Origin of the sequence: Flavobacterium azizsancarii (genome assembly GCF_027980145.1) — a bacterium.
In the GTDB taxonomy this organism is placed as follows: domain Bacteria; phylum Bacteroidota; class Bacteroidia; order Flavobacteriales; family Flavobacteriaceae; genus Flavobacterium; species Flavobacterium azizsancarii.
This window is the reverse complement of sequence record NZ_JAMZNK010000014.1, coordinates 58,933-76,073: the sequence shown is the minus strand read 5'-3', so window position 1 is coordinate 76,073 and position 17,141 is coordinate 58,933. Positions and strand designations below refer to the sequence as shown.

The window sequence follows — 17,141 nt, the reverse complement described above, 5'->3', positions numbered from 1 at the left end:
AATCACTATGTGTTTAATTTTTAATGCCATTTTATCCACATTTTTTATCATCTTGATGGAGAAGAAATCACAAAAGAATTGTCAATTTTTAATTCTCAATTTTTAATTAAAACAATTAATAAGTATGAATAAAGTTAGTTTTTTTGCTTTAATTCTTGGGTTTGCACTGCTGGCAACAGCGTGCAAATCCGGGATTAATTCTACAACAAAAAATACATCTGCAACAGCACAAGATCTTCTGGAAGCCCGATACAAAATGTTACTCGATTATCCGGTAGATTCGATGTCGATGCCAAGAAGTATGACCATCAAAACAAATGATATCAAAAAAGTTCCTTCAAGAGACTGGACCAGCGGATTCTTTGCCGGAAATCTTTGGCAATTGTACCGACTAACAGGTAATGCGGAATATAAAAAGCAAGCTGAAAAATGGACTCCTTTCAGCAAAAAAGAAAGCGCAAACAAAAATTCTCATGACGTAGGGTTCAAAGTATATTGCAGTTATGGCGAAGCTTTAAAAGTAGAAAACAAACAAGAATACAAAGACGTTATCACCAAAGGTGCTGAGACTTTATGTACTCGTTTTGATGCAAAAGTTGGTGCAATCCGTTCTTGGGATTTCAACAAAGACATTTGGGATTATCCTGTAATTATTGATAACATGATGAATCTCGAATTGCTTTTTGAAGCAACAAAACTATCCGGTAATAAAAAGTATCAGGATATTGCGATTCAGCACGCCAACACCACTTTGAAAAATCAATTTAGAGAAGATAACAGCTGCTATCATGTGATCGATTACGATCCTAAAACCGGAGCCGTGAGAAAGAAAACTACGCTTCAGGGATACAATGATGATTCGGTTTGGGCGCGTGGTCAGGGTTGGGCAGTTTACGGATTTACAATGTCTTACAGATATACCAAAGATCCGGCGTATTTGAAACAAGCTGAGGCTACTGCACAATTTTTTATAACAGACAAAAATTTGCCAGAAGACGGAATTCCATATTGGGATTTTAGAGATCCTGCTATTCCAAATTCGGCACGTGATGTATCTGCTGCAACCGTTATGGCTTCTGCTTTGTATGAATTGTACGGTTACACTAAAAACAAAACGTATCTGGCTTATGCAGATAAAGTAATCGCGACTTTAGAATCAGATAAATACATTTTAGACCCAAAAATAAACGCGCCTTTTATATTCGACCATAGTACAGGAAACTGGCCAAAACACGATGAAATCGACGAACCTATAATCTATGCCGACTATTATTTTCTGGAAGCATTATTAAGAAGAAAATAAAATGAGGTCCAAAAGTACAGAGTTACAGAGCGACAAAGGTTTTCAGCCTTTAAACCATTGAGCCTTTGCCACTTTGAACCTTAAAAAAAATAATCTATGAAGAATCGACCGTACCACAATACTACATTTTCTATTTTTGCTCTTTTTGTTTTTTTTCAAATTTGTCTGAGCAGCAGTTTTGCTCAGACAAAAATGAATATCAATGAAAATTGGCTGTATCTGGAAAATCATACACCAAATCTTGGCGAAGCGCAAAAAGCTACCAATTGGACTCCATTAAATTTACCACACACCTGGAATGCGGAAGATGCAACAGATCTCAATCCGGGTTACAGACGTGATGCAAGCTGGTATCAAAAAAAGCTGAACATCGCTCCAATAGATCAGAACAAATGTTATTACTTGTACTTTGAGGGATCGAATGTAACCACAAAAGTATATGTAAATGGTAAAGAAGCCGGCGGACATATTGGGGGTTACATTGGCTTTACGATTGATATCACGAATTTCATTAAAGAAGGAAGTAACGACATTTTTGTTCGCGTGGATAACAGTTATGACATTGAAGTTATTCCATCTCAAAAAAGTGATTTCTTTATTTATGGCGGAATAACCCGCGATGTCTGGTTAATGTCTAAATACAAAAATCATATTGAGAACCTAAAAATTACAACTCCTGAAGTTTCGGCTAAAAAAGCTTCTTTAAATATTGTAGCTTCAACAGTAAATCCTGATAATACAGCGGCCTTATCGTTAACCGTGGTTCTTAAAAATCCAAAAGGAAAAAAGATTGCCAGTAAAACGGTTCCGGTTTTGGATAAAACAACCACTATCAAATTTGAGAATCTTAAAAATCCTGAATTGTGGGATACTGAGAATCCAAATTTATACAAAGTGACCGCTTTTTTATCTGAGAAAAACCAAATCAGAGACAGCGTAAACGAAAAAGTAGGTTTCAGATGGTTTGAATTCAAAGACCATGGCCCTTTTTATCTGAATGGAAAACGATTACTGATTCGCGGTACACATCGTCATGAAGAACACGCCGGAGTTGGTGCTGCGATGAGCAATGCACAACATCGTGCCGATATGGAATCAATAAAAAAAATGGGCGCTAATTTTGTGCGTCTCGCGCATTATCCGCAAGATCCTGAAATCTACAAAGCCTGTGATGAATTGGGTTTACTGGTTTGGGATGAATTGCCGTGGTGCCGTGGTGGCATTGGTGGTGAACTCTGGCAAACGAATACCAAAAATATGCTGGCCGAAATCATCAATCAAAACTACAATCATCCAAGTATCATTATCTGGTCTTTGGGTAATGAAATGAATTGGTTACCTGATTTTCCTGATGGAGACAATACTGAAAAAACAAATGTCTTCCTGACTGAGTTGAACGACATTGCCCATAAAATGGATCCAACGCGAAAAACGGCAATCAGAAAATATTACGAAGGCTCACAAATTGTCGATGTCTTCTCCCCTTCTATCTGGTCAGGTTGGTATTCAGGAAGTTACAAAAACTACCAAAAAGCAATTGACGTTTACAAAAAAGAATACAAACATTTTATTCATGCGGAATATGGTGGAGACAGTCATGTGGGACGTCACAGTGAAAACCCGATTACGGGCGAGAACATCATAAAAGCCGAAGGTTGGGAAGAAGCCATTGTGCAAACCAAAGTGGCAAATATTGCTCAGATTGGCGATTGGAGTGAGAATTATATTGTTGATTTATTCGACTGGCATTTGCATATATCCGAGAATGATCCAATGTTCGTGGGTAATGTACAATGGGCATTTAAGGATTTTGCAACACCGTTACGTCCTGAAGATGATATCCCGTATATGAATCAAAAAGGTCTTGTAGATCGTAACGGGAATCCAAAAGATGCGTATTATGTTTTTAAAAGTTATTGGAGCAATGAACCTTTTACTTACATCGAATCACATACCTGGACTGAACGTCAGGGACCTGAAAATACACCAAGAACATTGAGCGTTTTCAGTAATTGCGACAAAGTAACTTTATTTCATCAGGGGAAATCGTTGGGACAAAAACAAAGAAATCTTTCTTTATATCCTGCAAATGGCTTAACTTGGGATGTTAATTTCTTAAAAGGTGAAAATATCCTGATTGCTATTGGAGAAACCAAAAACGGTACAAAAGTATCTGATACTATAAAAGTGAATTATCGCTTTAATAAAAATGACACGGCAACATCTTTACAATTGTCATCCGAAAAATTAAAAAACGGTAATTATTTAGTAACTGCAATTGCAATTGATAATAATAATTTGCGTTGTTTAGATTATGAGGAAAGTGTTTATTTTCAATGTTTAAAAGGTGGAAAAACCATGAAAAGTCAGGGAACTCCAACGGGAAGCGAATCAATAAAAATGGCAAACGGTAAAGCTTCTATCGAAGTAGTTCCCGACGGACCCGGGATTCCAATTGAAATGACAGCATTGAATCAGAGTTTTAAAGGAGAGTATTTGAAAATAGCGAATTGATTTGCTTAACGGTTTAACCGCTAAGTTCGCAAGGGTTTACGCAAGGAACGCAAAGGTTTATTATTTTATGCTAGGATGGGATTAATCGCGCAAAGGCGCAAAATTTATATACAATCTTGTCATCCTGAGGAACGAAGGATCACACTTGTAACTCTACAAAGATTGGCGACATAGTTTGCGGAATTTCTAGTGTAATTTGCTTCACCTATTCGCTATCACTCGGGTCTCCTTCGTCGAAAGGACAAAAATGAGAATAAATCTACGAAATAATAAAGATTATAAATTATGAAAAATACCATCTTCTACGGAATTGCTGTATTGGCTAGTTTTACATGCAACGCACAAGTAACCCTAAATGCTGACGGTCCTGATGGAGTTGGAACTTACGAATTAATTACAAATGCATTAGCACCAGGAACAAAAAACGGTGCCGTAGAAGCTCCGGATGCTATTCACCCAAGTTTTGGACGCCATATTACGGAAGTTTTCGATAACGATCTAAAAAAATACGTTTTCGAATTTAACCTTCATGTGAGCAACACACCTCCCGACAATGAACCCGTAAAGGGCAAAACGGACAGGCAACGTGTCGAAATAAAATCTTTCGAACCTTCTCCTGATAATCTAAAGGGAACAAGGGGCGAAACGGTACAATACAAATGGCGTTTTAAAGTGCCTGTGGGATTTAAACCTACTTCGGCTTTTACTCATATTCATCAGATTAAAGCGGTAGATGGCGATGAAGGCAATCCTTTGTTTACGCTAACTTTGAGAAAAATGCCAAATGGTTCAAGCAAATTAGAACTCATTTATGTAAAAGACCAAGCCACAGAAATGATAAAATATCAAGCTATAGATATGTCTCTTTTTGAAGGCGTCTGGGTTGAAGCTACAGAAACTATTACAGTTGGTCCGCAAGGAACATATGCAATAACTATAAAAAAAGTGAGCGACGGGGCTGTTTTATTGGAGTATAGCAATTCTGATATTCAAACGATTCGTTCTGCCTATACTTCGAAAACGGGAACTGCCTATACAGCAAATTCTTTTATAAGACCTAAATGGGGAATTTACCGCAGTTTGAAAGATATCTCCAATATGAGAGACGAAACCATCCGGTTTTCGGATTTTAGTATACAGGAATTAGCTGCCTCATCTAAAAAAAACAAGTAGGTCTGAAAGCATAAAAATATTAAAAAATAAAATTTACCCAATGAAAAAATTAATTACTCTTTTACTATTAACAACTGTCTTTATCGGGCAGGCACAAAACCTGATTTCAAATGTTCCAAACCGAACGACAACTTCTTTAAACGGCGTTTGGAATTATATTATTGATCCGTATCAAACGGGCTTCTACAGCTTTCATCTTGATCAGTATGACAAACAAGAAAAACCATCGAATGGTGCTTTTTTCAATAATTATCATGCCGTAAACAAACAGGAATTGGTAGAATATGATTTTGATAAATCGCCTAAAATAAATATTCCCGGCGACTGGAATTCGCAGGTTCCGGAACTAAAGTATTACGAGGGAAATATTTGGTTCAAGAAATCATTTGATTATGATTTGAAGGATAAAAAACGTCTTTTTGTCTATTTTGGCGCAATTAATTATAAAGCAGATGTTTATTTAAACGGTAAAAAACTAGGAAATCACGAAGGTGGTTTTACCCCATTTAATTATGAAGTAACTTCAATAGTAAAACCAAAAGACAATTATCTGGTTATTAAAGTGGATAATACCCGTCATAAAGAAGATGTGCCAACAATTAATACCGACTGGTGGAATTACGGCGGAATCACGCGTGATGTAACTCTTATCGAGGAAAACGGATCGTTTGTTGAAGATTACAACATTCAGCTTAAAAAAGGAAATACCGCTTTGATTTCAGGTTTCGTAAAAATCAATAATTTTAATTCGACGCAAAATCAGGTAACGGTTTCTATTCCTGAATTGAAAATCAATTACAAAGGAAAAGCTAGTGCGGACGGAACTGTAAATTTTGAAATTCCGTCTAAGAAAATTTCCTTATGGTCTTCGGAAAATCCAAAATTATATGAAGTTATAATTGATTATAACGGACAAAAACTAAAGGATAATATTGGTTTTAGAACAATTGAAACACAAGGAGACAAAATTCTATTGAATGGTAAACAAATCTTTTTACGCGGTATTTCGATTCATGAAGAAAATGCAAAAGGCGGACGTGCCAATTCTGAGGAAGATGCTTTGCGCTTATTAAGCTGGGCTCAGGAATTGGGTTGCAATTATGTTCGTTTGGCCCATTACCCGCATAATGAAAACATTATCAGACTTGCCGATAAATTAGGATTAATGGTTTGGGAAGAAATTCCGGTGTACTGGACAGTTGAATTTACCAACGAAAAAACATATCAAAATGCACAGGATCAATTGACAACTGCCATAACGAGAGACAAAAACAGAGCTTGCATTATTATCTGGTCAATGGCAAATGAAACTCCAATATCTGATGCCAGAAATACTTTTATCAAAAATTTAGTGACACATACAAAATCACTGGACAATACCCGATTAATTAGTGCTGCGTTATTGACGCACAATGTAAACGGAGTTGGAATGATTGATGACGAGATTGGAAAATCTCTTGACATTATTGCTTTCAATCAATATTTAGGCTGGTATGGTGGTAATTTAGAAAATGCCGAAAAGACGTTTTGGGATACACCTTATAACAAACCTGTAATTGTTTCTGAATTTGGCGGAGATGCCAAACAAGGATTTCACGGAGAAAAAAACGAGCGATGGACAGAGGAATATCAGGAATACTTGTATATTCAAAATCTGAAAATGATCGAAAAAATACCTCATCTTAGCGGTTTAAGCCCATGGATTCTGGTAGATTTCAGATCTCCAAAACGATTGCTTCCGGGAATTCAGGACGGATACAACAGAAAAGGACTGATCTCCAACGATGGTAATAAGAAGAAAGCTTTTTATATCATGCAGGATTGGTATGCCAAGAAGAAAAAAGAATAATAAAAATTAAGAACTGTTAGCAATTCATTAACAAAAAACAAAGTGCAATGGTATGATTTTTATTCATTATTAACTTACTTTGTAGTTATTCTAAAAATTGTAATCATATGAAAAAATTAAGTTTACTGGTAGTTACTTTATTTGCTGCCTTTACAGTTCAAGCTCAGGATGTGGTAAAATTTGCTCCACTTGATGCAAGTCCGGTTGATATTTCTTATTTCCCAAACAAGGCAGTAAAGTTCAAAAAAACCGATGCTCCAAATCCTGTTATCAAAGTTATTTATGCAAGACCTTCTGTAAAAGGGCGTACTATTTTTGGTGACTTAATTAAGTTTGGTGAAGTTTGGAGAGTTGGTGCCAATGAAAATACTGAAATCAAATTCTACAAAGCAGTTACGATTGATGGTAAAAAAGTTCCGGCTGGAACCTATAGCTTGTTTGCTATTCCTGAAAAAGACAAATGGACAATCATTATCAATAAAGAACTTGATTTATGGGGAAATTATGCCTACGATGAAACTAAAGATCTTTTGAGAGTTTCAGTTCCTGTAAAACCAGTTTCAACAGTAATCGAAGCATTATCAATTGCTTTTACAACTCAGGGATCTGTTACAAATCTTGTAATTGGATGGGATAAAACAACAGTTGAAGTTCCGATCACAATTAAATAATTGTTTAGCATAAAACATACATAACAAGAGACACTTAATCAAATTAGTGTCTCTTTTTTTATTGGTCAATTAAAAAAGATATTTCCTTAAATAGAAATAATTCCCATTACCATTGCCGTTTTTACCGCTTCGGTAGTGTTGGCCACTTTCATTTTCTCTATTATATTTTGCCTGTGACGGCGCACGGTATAAACTGAAATATTCAGCTGTGCTGCAATTTGTTCGCTGTTACTTCCTTTGGCAACAAGCCTCAGGATTTCAAGTTCTCTTTTAGTGAGTAATGTTTGCTCATAATGCTTGTATTTTTCGATTGCAATAACGTCACCGGTTTCAATGTTTACTATTTTGCCATCAATTCCCAAGCGTGGCTGAGTGTCTGCTGACGGGGCATAGAGACATAAGGCCAGCCAGATGCTCCCGTTGCTGAAACTTTTCAGGTAAATTGTGCGGTGGTTGATATAAGCACAATTCTCGATTGTATTTTGAGTTCGTATCCTGCTTGATGTACTATATTTATGACTGTCCTGAAAAGGCAGACTTTTGAGGTATTGAAAATAATTTAATTCTAAAATGTGACGTTCAATTAAATCATACGGATTAATTTTGGTAAAAATACACTCTTCAAAAGCAGAATCGATAACAGAGTTTTCAGAAGGCAATCCAAATACTTTTCCGAAATTACCTGCATAAATATAACTGCAATCTGCCTGAAAATCAGACAATACTGCCACACACTGATCAAGGCTCACATAACCTGCTACTAATTGTTTGAATTTTTCTATATCATCGCATTCTTCGATCGAAAATGTTTGTTCTAATAAAGTAGCTGATAATTGATTCCCGACGGATACATTTGACATAAATGGAACTTAAAATGGTTAATTTTACGTATTGCGGCTTTTGGAAAGCAGTAGTATTTTTGATAAACTAAAAATATAATTTTTCTATTAAAAAAAAGCCTTTTATGAAATCAAAATTTTATGGTCTCTGCATTTTATCAGGATTAACTTTGTTTCCTAGCTGCGGGAACAATAACCAAAAAGAAGCAGTATCACCAACTTCACAAAACAGTACAAAAGTAGATTCTGCCTTTGTCAATGGCAGTCCTTGCGATATTAAACTTCCTAATATTCATTTTACAAAAGCAGTAAATGGTGCAGATACGCTTGCAAAAGCAGATGCTAATGGTAAAGTAGTATTTCGCGCTGGCGAAAAGAAAGATTATTTTTCTGATCCCAACGGTGAACTATCCAATAATAGCGCTCCTATCCTACTGTCGAAAGTGGATAATACAAAACCTTTTACTTTAATATCTAAAGTAACACCTGAATTTACAGAGAAAGGATTGTACAATGCCGGTGTTTTATATATTTATGTGAATGACAATTTTTATCAGAAATTCTGTTTTGAGCAGGACGAGCGCGGCAATCATCGTGTTGTAACGGTTCGTACGATTGGAACATCTGACGATAACAATCATGATGTTGTCAAAAAACCAACGATCTATATGAAAATATCCTCCGATACCCGTACTGTAGCAAGTTATTATTCTCTGGATAAAAAAAACTGGCAAATGGTTCGCTTGTATAAAAACAACTATTCTGCAACGATCTGGATGGGAATTAGTACACAATGTCCTGTAGACAAAGGAAGTCAAAGTATTTTTGAAGAAATTACTCTGGACCAAAAAAGTGTTACCGATTTTCGAATGGGAAATTAGTTCCAATAAAAAAGAGGCTGTCTAAAAATAGACAGCCCCTAACATTAAATAAAATAAAACAAATTAATAAACATCAAAATTTAAATTGAAATGTATCACTTTATTTCAATCAATTTTGGTTCTTTTTGTTTTGCCTGTTCCTTTTTAGGAATGGTAAGATTTAAAAGCCCATTTTCATAGTGGGCATTTATATAATCTTCATCCACAACATTTGGCAATTCAAAACTTCTATGGAAAGACTGATAACTAAATTCACGACGATTGTAGCTATTATTTTCCCCTTTATCTTCTTGACTAACTGATTTCGTGCAGGAAATCGTTAGCAAATTATTATCAAGTGAGACATTAAAGTCTTTTTTATCAAGTCCCGGAGCAGCAACCTCAACCTCGTAATTATCATCTGTTTCTTTGATATTTATAGAGGGTACGGTTGTAATTGTGGAAGAAAAATTACTGTTTCCCCAATTAAAAAGCTCACGGTTCAAAAAATCTTCGAATAATCCAGGAAGTGATGGGGTATTGTTCCCGTTTTTTCTGATACTAAGCATGATTTCTACTTTTTAAACAGTTATACATTAAATTAATTTTCCTGATAACGTTATTACAAAACAAATACCAAAGCAAAAAAACTGCCATTTCTTCAGAAACAACACTCTAAGGATTAGGTAAATATGAAAAAATGTCATTTTTAATAAACACAATTTACCAAACAGATATTTCAATTTTTAGTATAAAAAAGAGTTAAAGCTTAAAAAACTTTAACTCTTTTTACTTTATTAAAAAAGCAGTTCTATTATTCATTTAATGATAATGAATAATCTAACTTCGATTTTATTTTTTCCCTTTTACTATTCAGCAAAAAAATCTTATCCGGATTATCAGCAGAGTAACCATAAAAAATTTGTTCTGATTGGGGTTTATCGTAATTCAGCACATAAATCGTTCCGTCAGGATCATTTCCTAATCCTCTTTCGAGATTGAAATTGCCTTTTTTTTCTAATTTTTTTTCAGGTGCTTTTCCTTTATAAATAGTCGACAACTCAAATTTATGGCTTTCCATCGTACCATCTCCTCTATAAATTTTTAATACTGTTTCAATTCCCTCGCAATCAGCACATGGCAACAATCCTTCGTACACAGCAACTTCATCCTTACTCTCGTCATTTGTAGTATCATTATCTACAACATTGGCGGAATGCTCAGGAGTTTCTTCCTTTTGTTTTGAATTACAAGATAATAACTGAAAAGCAACAAGGAATGCTAATATTAAATTTTTCATGATATAAACTGTTAGAACATAAATATAAGAATATTCCTGTATTAATTCTTCTCTTTAACTTTTCTTTCATACTTATATTTAAAATAAAAGTAAATAAACAAAATCCAAAATCAAATGTACTTCGTGCCTTATCTCCTTTTCTTATCTGGTTAGCAGTTCATTATTTCATTAAACTGTATGATTTATATGATGAAGTTTTGTATTTTTATCTGTAGCAAAATAAATTATAATTAACTAAAATAAAACTACATGGGAAAATTTGTAATTACTAAAAGAACCAATGGCGAATTCCAATTTAATTTGAAAGCAGGTAATGGCCAAACCATTTTAACCAGCGAAGGTTATACTACAAAAGCAGCTTGTACAAACGGAATCGATTCTGTAAAAACCAACTCTCAGGATGATGGTCGTTTTGACAGAAAAGAAGCTAAAAACGGAAAACCGTATTTTAATTTAAAAGCCAGCAATGGTCAGATTATTGGCTCAAGCGAAATGTATGAAAGTGTTTCGGCAAGAGAAAACGGAATTGAATCTGTAAAGAAAAATGCACCTGATGCCACTACAGACGATCAGACAGTATAAATAAAGTTATAGCATAAAAAAGGGCTGTTTCTTTGAATAGAAACAGCCCTTACTTTTATTGACCAAAATCAATTATTTTATTGCATTCACTCCAGTATGTGTCGGAACCACTTGTTTTATAGTTCCATCCTGATTAAACTCTAGTTTGTCTATGCAAACTTCACGATGAAAACCTCCGGCATCACCCATTTTTATTCCCGTTGGGTAGGAAAATCGATGGTAAACAATATACCATTCGTCTTTATTGGGTAATTGCAAAACTGAGTTATGTCCTGTTGCATAAATACCCTCAGCTGAATTTCCTTGTATGACGATATTGTTTTCCGGAATCTCAATTGGTCCCAAAGGCGATTTCGAAATTCCGTATCTCACTTTATAATTTGGGCTTCTGGTATCGTCTTCACTCCATAAAAAATAGTATTGCCCGTTTCTATATAGTACATATGTTCCTTCGCGATATGTCTTATCTACTTTGATCACTTTTGTACTTCCTTTTTTGATCGAAACCATATCAGGGTTCAATTCGGCTACAGCCATGTACATATTGCCCCAATACAAATAACTTTTTCCTGTTTTAGGATCTGTAAAAACATCCGGGTCAATTTCCTGACCGTCTTTTATCCCTTCAGGCCTGGTGTTTACCAAAGCTTTTCCGCTGTCTGTAAAAGGTCCGGTTGGATTATCAGATGATGCAACGCCAACTTTTTGGGCTGCTGTGAAATAATAAAAATACTTGTATTTTCCCTTTATTTTTTTCTCTGTAATGCAAGGTGCCCAGGCATTTCGATTGGCCCAGCTTACATCTTTTCTAAGATCCACGATAATTCCTTCGTCTTTCCAATCTGTTAAATTATCTGATGAGAAAGTTTTGAAATAATTTCCCGACCATCCATCAAATCCATCACTTGTTGGATAGATATAATATTTCTTCGTTTTGTTTGAATATAAAATCTCAGGATCTGCATAATAACCTTCTAAAACCGGATTATTATTTAATTTTGGAAATTTTTCAGGCATTCTCCATTTCGCAGTAAGCTTTTTTAATTCAGATCTGGTAATTGGCAAAATTGTTCCGTGACGCGGATTAAAATCCATTGAAATATCGTTGTCAATTACCGTAAAATTTTCAAGATCCTTCGTTTTTGTAAACTGATATTTTCCTTTTGTATAGACATCATACATTAAAATATAATCATCAGAGTTATTGAGTTTAAAAACACTTGAACCTTCAACTCCATCTTTTGTTTGTTGCAGGTAATTGTCATTTTCAACCCATTTTCCAGATGTTAGATCCGTTGTTGTGGCTACTTTTATTCCTGCTTTCTCCGTTTCGGTTTTATAGAAAAGATGATATACTCCATCTTTTTCAATAATATCTCCGTCAATACACGCTCTTTCAGACTTTGGTACAAATAAAAGTTTCGGAGCACTTTCTAATGCTGTGAAATCCTTATTTGCATAAGCGTAATAAATTTTATCCGGACCTCCGGCATATTGCAAACTAAAGTAGACAAGATACTTTCCTGCTTTTGCATCATAAATGGTTTGTGGTGCCCAAACTCGTTTTAAATTTTCATTTCCCGTAAAAGCCGTTTGAATGTTAACCAAACTACTCTCCCAATTGACAAGATCTGTACTTTTTAGTAAAATCATGGCTCGATTACTGTCCCAGCCTTTTGACGAAGTCATATCAGTTAAAACCATATAAAAAGTTTTACCATCATCGCCACGTAAAATATGAGGATCACGAACGCCTCCCGTTGAGCTGATCGTTTTACTATCAATAACAGGTTTATTATTGTTCAGGTGATAATAATGATATCCATCAGCACTAACGGCGTAATGTACTGCTTCTTCTTCGACATTATTTCCTGTAAAATAAACGAACAAGTAAGCGGTTAAATCTTTATCTGCAATAGCAGGCGGTGTTCCTTTTGGTGTATTCTGCGCTTGTAATAAAGTAAAAAACACTAAAAATAATCCGAGGCTAAACTGTATTTTTTTCATTATTTTTTACTTTTTAATTGGTATAAAACTGAACTGTGCGGTTTAAGTGTTGCTGAAATCGCTGCCGACGCAATATTTGATTTTTCACCCGTCCATAGATTAGAAACCTGAACCGAACCCGAAATTCCAAGGTCAGAAAGATTTACTGAAATATTTTCTGTTGCAGTATCTGAGATATTGAATAATGCCAAATAAACACTGCCGTCTTTAAGATTTTTTGAGATCACGGCAATTTTTCCATCTTTCTGAAAAAGCTGTTGTACATCTGTACTTTCTTTGTGCATTTTTACCACTTCTTTATTGGTTAATAATGATAAGGTAAAAGCATCGTTGCTTGGTAAATCTCCACCAAAAAACAAAGGAGACTTAAAGATATTGAAGAAAGTAATCAGTGTATATTGTTCATCTTTGGTCAAACGGGACATTCTGTCTTCTCCACGTTCTCCTCTTAACGAGATACGCCCTAACGGAATCATATCACAGTCCGGCCATGCTCCGGGTGCAATATAAGGGTACCATTTTTGAGCAACACTCATCAAATGTGTAATGTGTGGCCAAGTGTCCCAAACATCATCAACCATACGCCACATGTTTGCATGATTTGTTACGTGCGCAGCGGCTTCTATAGGAGTTTCTCCCGGTGATGTGCTCAGTACGATTTTACGTCCGCATTTGTCAATCGCATTTCTGATTAAGTTGATTTCTCCTTCGTGATATGGTCTTGATAAATCATCAATCTTGATAAAATCTACGCCCCATTGTGCATATAATTCAAATAATGAATCATAATATTCCTGTGCTCCGGGTTTATCGGCTACAATAGTATAATTGTCTCTTAACCATTCGCACTGCAAGGCTGTCGTATAGATTTGATCCGCTGTGATTCCGTTTGCTCCTTTTATTGGCAATTTGTCTTCAACCGCTTTTTTAGGGATTCCACGCATGATGTGAATTCCGAATTTCAATCCTTTCTTGTGAATATAATCTGCTAAAGGTTTAAATCCTTGTCCGTCTTTTGCTGATGGAAAACGATTTAGCGCAGGTAGATATCTTCCGTACTGATCCATTACATAACGCGGATCTTTCTGGTTGTATCCTCCTGCTTTGTCATTTTCTACAAACCATCTGATGTCAACCACAACATATTCCCAACCAAACTTTTTTAGGTTTTTTACCATATAATCGGCATTGGCTTTTACTTCGTGTTCTTCGACAGTCGAACCATAACAATCCCAGCTATTCCAACCCATTGGAGGCGTTTGTGCCCATTGTTTGAATTCGCCTTTTTTGAATGTTGTCGTTTGTGCCTGGGTTGAAACCGATACTAAAACAACTCCTATCGCAAGCGCAATTGTATTTTTTATTTTCATGTCAATCTGAATAAATGTGAATACTACATTTTAAATATAATAAACTTTTGAATGGTATATACAATTAACCTGTCGCTTAACAAAAAATGTGAACAGATTAATTATTTATAACATTGCATTGATTAGACCTAACAGGTTTTAAAAACCTGTTAGGTCTTCGGTTCCCATTTTCTTATTTTACATTTATCGTAACCTCAACCGGTTTTAACCATTGACTTGTAAACGTTACTTTTATCGGCTGCGCTTCTCCGGTTGCCTGAATATAGGCTGCAATATGACCGTGATACACTCTCTGAACGTTATCAGTATAATCCGTCATATCGCTGTTGTTTCCAGCTTCCAGTCCTAATAAAACTCCGGGACCGGTGATAGTACACGTTACTTCATTGTCTGAAAGCATTACCGGCAAACCATTTTGATCCTGAACCTGAACCATGATTTTAGCAACTCCTTTGTCTTTTGTAATGATGATGTTTTTATCTGCAATTGCCAATTCAACAGGTTGTTGAGTTGTTGTAATCGAATATCTGCTTACTTCCTTATCATCTTTGCTTAAACCAACCGCTTCCAATTTTCCTGCAGCAAATGGAATATCCCAATAGATAATTCCTGTTTTTTGGTCGTATGCTTTTGTCTCACCAACTACTTTTCCGTTTAATTCTAAACGGGCTTTTGCTGCATTGGTATACACTACTACTCGGATTTTTTCACCTTGAGTATAATTCCAGATGGCCCATGCATCTTTAGAAATATCTTTTACATCTTTTAATGGATAAGTTCCGACATAAGTCATTGGTTTATCTGACCAAAGTGACTGACGGAAATATCCTCTAGGTTTGATTACTCCCGCAAAATCAACCAATCCTGAATAAAATCCTCTTGAAGGCCATCTTCCTGATTCTCCTAAATAATCGATCCCTGTCCATAAGAATTGACCGAAGATATGTTTGTTGTTTTTTACCGCCAACCAAGGTTCCATATCGTGCACATTTTCACTTCCAAAAATAACTCTGTTTGGATATTTTTCGTGATCTGATTGGTATTTACTTTCGGTATAATTGTATCCTGTAATGTCTAAAACTCCTGGATATTCTGTTTCGTTCGACATCGCAACACCCGCTAAGCCTGCAGTTGTTGGACGTGATTCATCGTATTTTTTTACTGCAGCAACCAAACGTTTTGCAATTACTCCAAGACGCATCGCATCCGGAGCATCTTTTTTATAACCGCCATAAGCCGCTTGTCCAAAACCTTCTTTTCCTTTGTCCAGAACCGGATGAGAATACGGATCATTTGGATAATCTACTTCATTACCAATACTCCATGCAAAAACCGAAAGATGGTTTCTGTCACGGCGCACAAAATCTTCAAGATCTTTTTCGCCGTAGTCTGCAAAAATATCAAACGTGCCTTCGAATCCCGGAGTTCCGTAATTCCAGCCTTCCAGCCATTTACGTTTTGGGAATTCCCATTCATCATAAGCTTCGTTTAAAACCAATAATCCTAACTCATCGCAAAGTTCGTAGAAAACCGGGGCTTGCGGATTGTGGCTCGTACGAATGGCATTTACACCTATTTCTTTTAGTGTTTTCAATCTTGTTTCCCAAACTTCTCTTGGTACTGCAGATCCTAAAACTCCTGCGTCATGGTGTAAACAAACCCCTTTCATCTTCATCCATTTTCCGTTTAATGCAAAACCATTGTTGGAATCGAATTTGAAATCTCTGAAACCTGTTTTCGTAACCGTTTCATCTATTAGTTTTCCGTCTTTGAAAACAGTTGTTTTAAGCTGATATAAATTCGGATTTTCTAAATCCCATAATTGTGGATCTTTTACATTTATTTTAGTCGAGATTTTTTCGTTTTTGTTCGCAGCAACGTCTACTTTAGTAGAAGATTTTTCAACAGATTTTCCGTCTTTTGAGATCAGTTCATTGATAACGGTAAGAGTTGATTTTACAGCTGAACCATTTTCTACCTCAACCTCCACATTCAACGTTCCTCTTCCTTTTTTTACTTCAGGATAGGCATAAACTCCCCATTGTGCAATATGAACCGGATTTGAATATACCAACCAGACATCACGATAAATTCCTGATCCTGTGTACCATCTTGAATCAGCACTCTGACTGTGATCTACACGAACCGAAATGGTGTTTTCTCCACCATATTTTACATACGGCGTGGCATCATAAGCAAAAGAAATATAACCATTTGGACGTTTCCCTAATGAATGCCCGTTGATAAAAACTTCGCTTCTGTTGTACACTCCTTCAAAATATAAATATACTTTTTCGCCTGTTTTATTTTGAGGAATCGTAACCGATTTGCGGTACCAGCCAATTCCGCCGGGCAAGTAACCGGTACAACTTGCCAAAGTTGGGCTCAATTGTCCTTTTACGCTCCAGTCATGCGGTACACTTACTGATTGCCATTTGCTATCGTCGTAAGCTTGTTTTTGAGCCTCCGGAGTATCCTGAAGATTGAACTTCCAGTTGTTATTGATTTTCTTTGAATCTCCAAACGAGATCTGACTGAATGCAGACAAACACGAAAAGAGAAATACGGGTAGTAAGATCTTTTTTTTAAACATTTTTTTTTAAGGTTCTAAGTTGCTAAGCTTTTGTTATTTTTTAGTTGTTATTTTTTTGTTTCAAGTTTCAAGTTTCAAGT

13 protein-coding genes are annotated in these 17,141 nt (G+C 35.7%); 7 read left to right on the top strand and 6 right to left on the bottom strand.

The features are described 5' to 3' along the window. Positions 1 to 124 precede the first annotated feature (124 nt). The 5 genes from NJT12_RS10920 to NJT12_RS10900 all read left to right on the top strand — a co-directional run bounded on the left by NJT12_RS10920 (position 125) and on the right by NJT12_RS10900 (position 7,510). A complete protein-coding gene (locus NJT12_RS10920; RefSeq protein WP_271335936.1) occupies positions 125 to 1,303 on the top strand; it encodes a glycoside hydrolase family 88 protein in 1,179 nt (392 codons plus the stop codon). Between the two features lie 96 nt (positions 1,304 to 1,399). Continuing rightward, complete coding sequence (locus NJT12_RS10915) at positions 1,400 to 3,817, top strand: glycoside hydrolase family 2 protein (protein WP_271335935.1); 2,418 nt, start codon at positions 1,400 to 1,402, stop codon at positions 3,815 to 3,817. A gap of 285 nt (positions 3,818 to 4,102) precedes the next feature. Further along, positions 4,103 to 4,990, top strand: a complete 888-nt coding sequence (locus NJT12_RS10910) for a fibronectin type III (protein ID WP_271335934.1) — start codon at positions 4,103 to 4,105, stop codon at positions 4,988 to 4,990. A 40-nt stretch (positions 4,991 to 5,030) separates the two neighbouring features. Beyond that, positions 5,031 to 6,839, top strand: coding sequence for a glycoside hydrolase family 2 protein (locus NJT12_RS10905; RefSeq protein WP_271335933.1), 1,809 nt, complete (start codon positions 5,031 to 5,033; stop codon positions 6,837 to 6,839). A gap of 107 nt (positions 6,840 to 6,946) precedes the next feature. Beyond that, positions 6,947 to 7,510, top strand: coding sequence for a DUF2911 domain-containing protein (locus NJT12_RS10900; RefSeq protein ID WP_271335932.1), 564 nt, complete (start codon positions 6,947 to 6,949; stop codon positions 7,508 to 7,510). Positions 7,511 to 7,596: 86 nt separating this feature from the next. Here the strand turns inward: NJT12_RS10900 and NJT12_RS10895 are convergent, their stop codons facing one another. Next, positions 7,597 to 8,370, bottom strand: a complete 774-nt coding sequence (locus NJT12_RS10895; RefSeq protein WP_271335931.1) for a response regulator transcription factor — start codon at positions 8,368 to 8,370, stop codon at positions 7,597 to 7,599. A 104-nt stretch (positions 8,371 to 8,474) separates the two neighbouring features. Between NJT12_RS10895 and NJT12_RS10890 the strand changes: the two genes are divergently transcribed. Continuing rightward, positions 8,475 to 9,230 (top strand): DUF1349 domain-containing protein, encoded by a 756-nt coding sequence (locus tag NJT12_RS10890; RefSeq protein ID WP_271335930.1) that lies wholly within the window; start codon positions 8,475 to 8,477, stop codon positions 9,228 to 9,230. Positions 9,231 to 9,325: 95 nt separating this feature from the next. Here NJT12_RS10890 and NJT12_RS10885 read toward each other — a convergent pair whose 3' ends face one another. Further along, positions 9,326 to 9,778 (bottom strand): Hsp20/alpha crystallin family protein, encoded by a 453-nt coding sequence (locus NJT12_RS10885; protein ID WP_271335929.1) that lies wholly within the window; start codon positions 9,776 to 9,778, stop codon positions 9,326 to 9,328. Between the two features lie 245 nt (positions 9,779 to 10,023). Further along, positions 10,024 to 10,509, bottom strand: a complete 486-nt coding sequence (locus tag NJT12_RS10880; protein ID WP_271335928.1) for a copper resistance protein NlpE — start codon at positions 10,507 to 10,509, stop codon at positions 10,024 to 10,026. A gap of 249 nt (positions 10,510 to 10,758) precedes the next feature. Between NJT12_RS10880 and NJT12_RS10875 the strand changes: the two genes are divergently transcribed. Then, positions 10,759 to 11,091: a YegP family protein gene (locus NJT12_RS10875; protein WP_271335927.1), complete on the top strand. Its 333-nt coding sequence runs from the start codon at positions 10,759 to 10,761 to the stop codon at positions 11,089 to 11,091. 72 nt (positions 11,092 to 11,163) lie between these two features. Here the strand turns inward: NJT12_RS10875 and NJT12_RS10870 are convergent, their stop codons facing one another. The 3 genes from NJT12_RS10870 to NJT12_RS10860 form a co-directional block, all read right to left on the bottom strand. Beyond that, complete coding sequence (locus NJT12_RS10870; protein WP_271335926.1) at positions 11,164 to 13,098, bottom strand: glycoside hydrolase family 43 protein; 1,935 nt, start codon at positions 13,096 to 13,098, stop codon at positions 11,164 to 11,166. After that, the gene (locus NJT12_RS10865; protein ID WP_271335925.1) at positions 13,098 to 14,468 is read right to left on the bottom strand and encodes a glycoside hydrolase family 27 protein; all 1,371 of its coding nucleotides are present in this window, start codon (positions 14,466 to 14,468) and stop codon (positions 13,098 to 13,100) included. The genes NJT12_RS10870 and NJT12_RS10865 overlap by 1 nt, the downstream gene beginning before the upstream one ends. 172 nt (positions 14,469 to 14,640) lie before the next feature. Then, positions 14,641 to 17,061, bottom strand: coding sequence for a glycoside hydrolase family 2 TIM barrel-domain containing protein (locus NJT12_RS10860; protein ID WP_271335924.1), 2,421 nt, complete (start codon positions 17,059 to 17,061; stop codon positions 14,641 to 14,643). Positions 17,062 to 17,141: the final 80 nt, after the last annotated feature.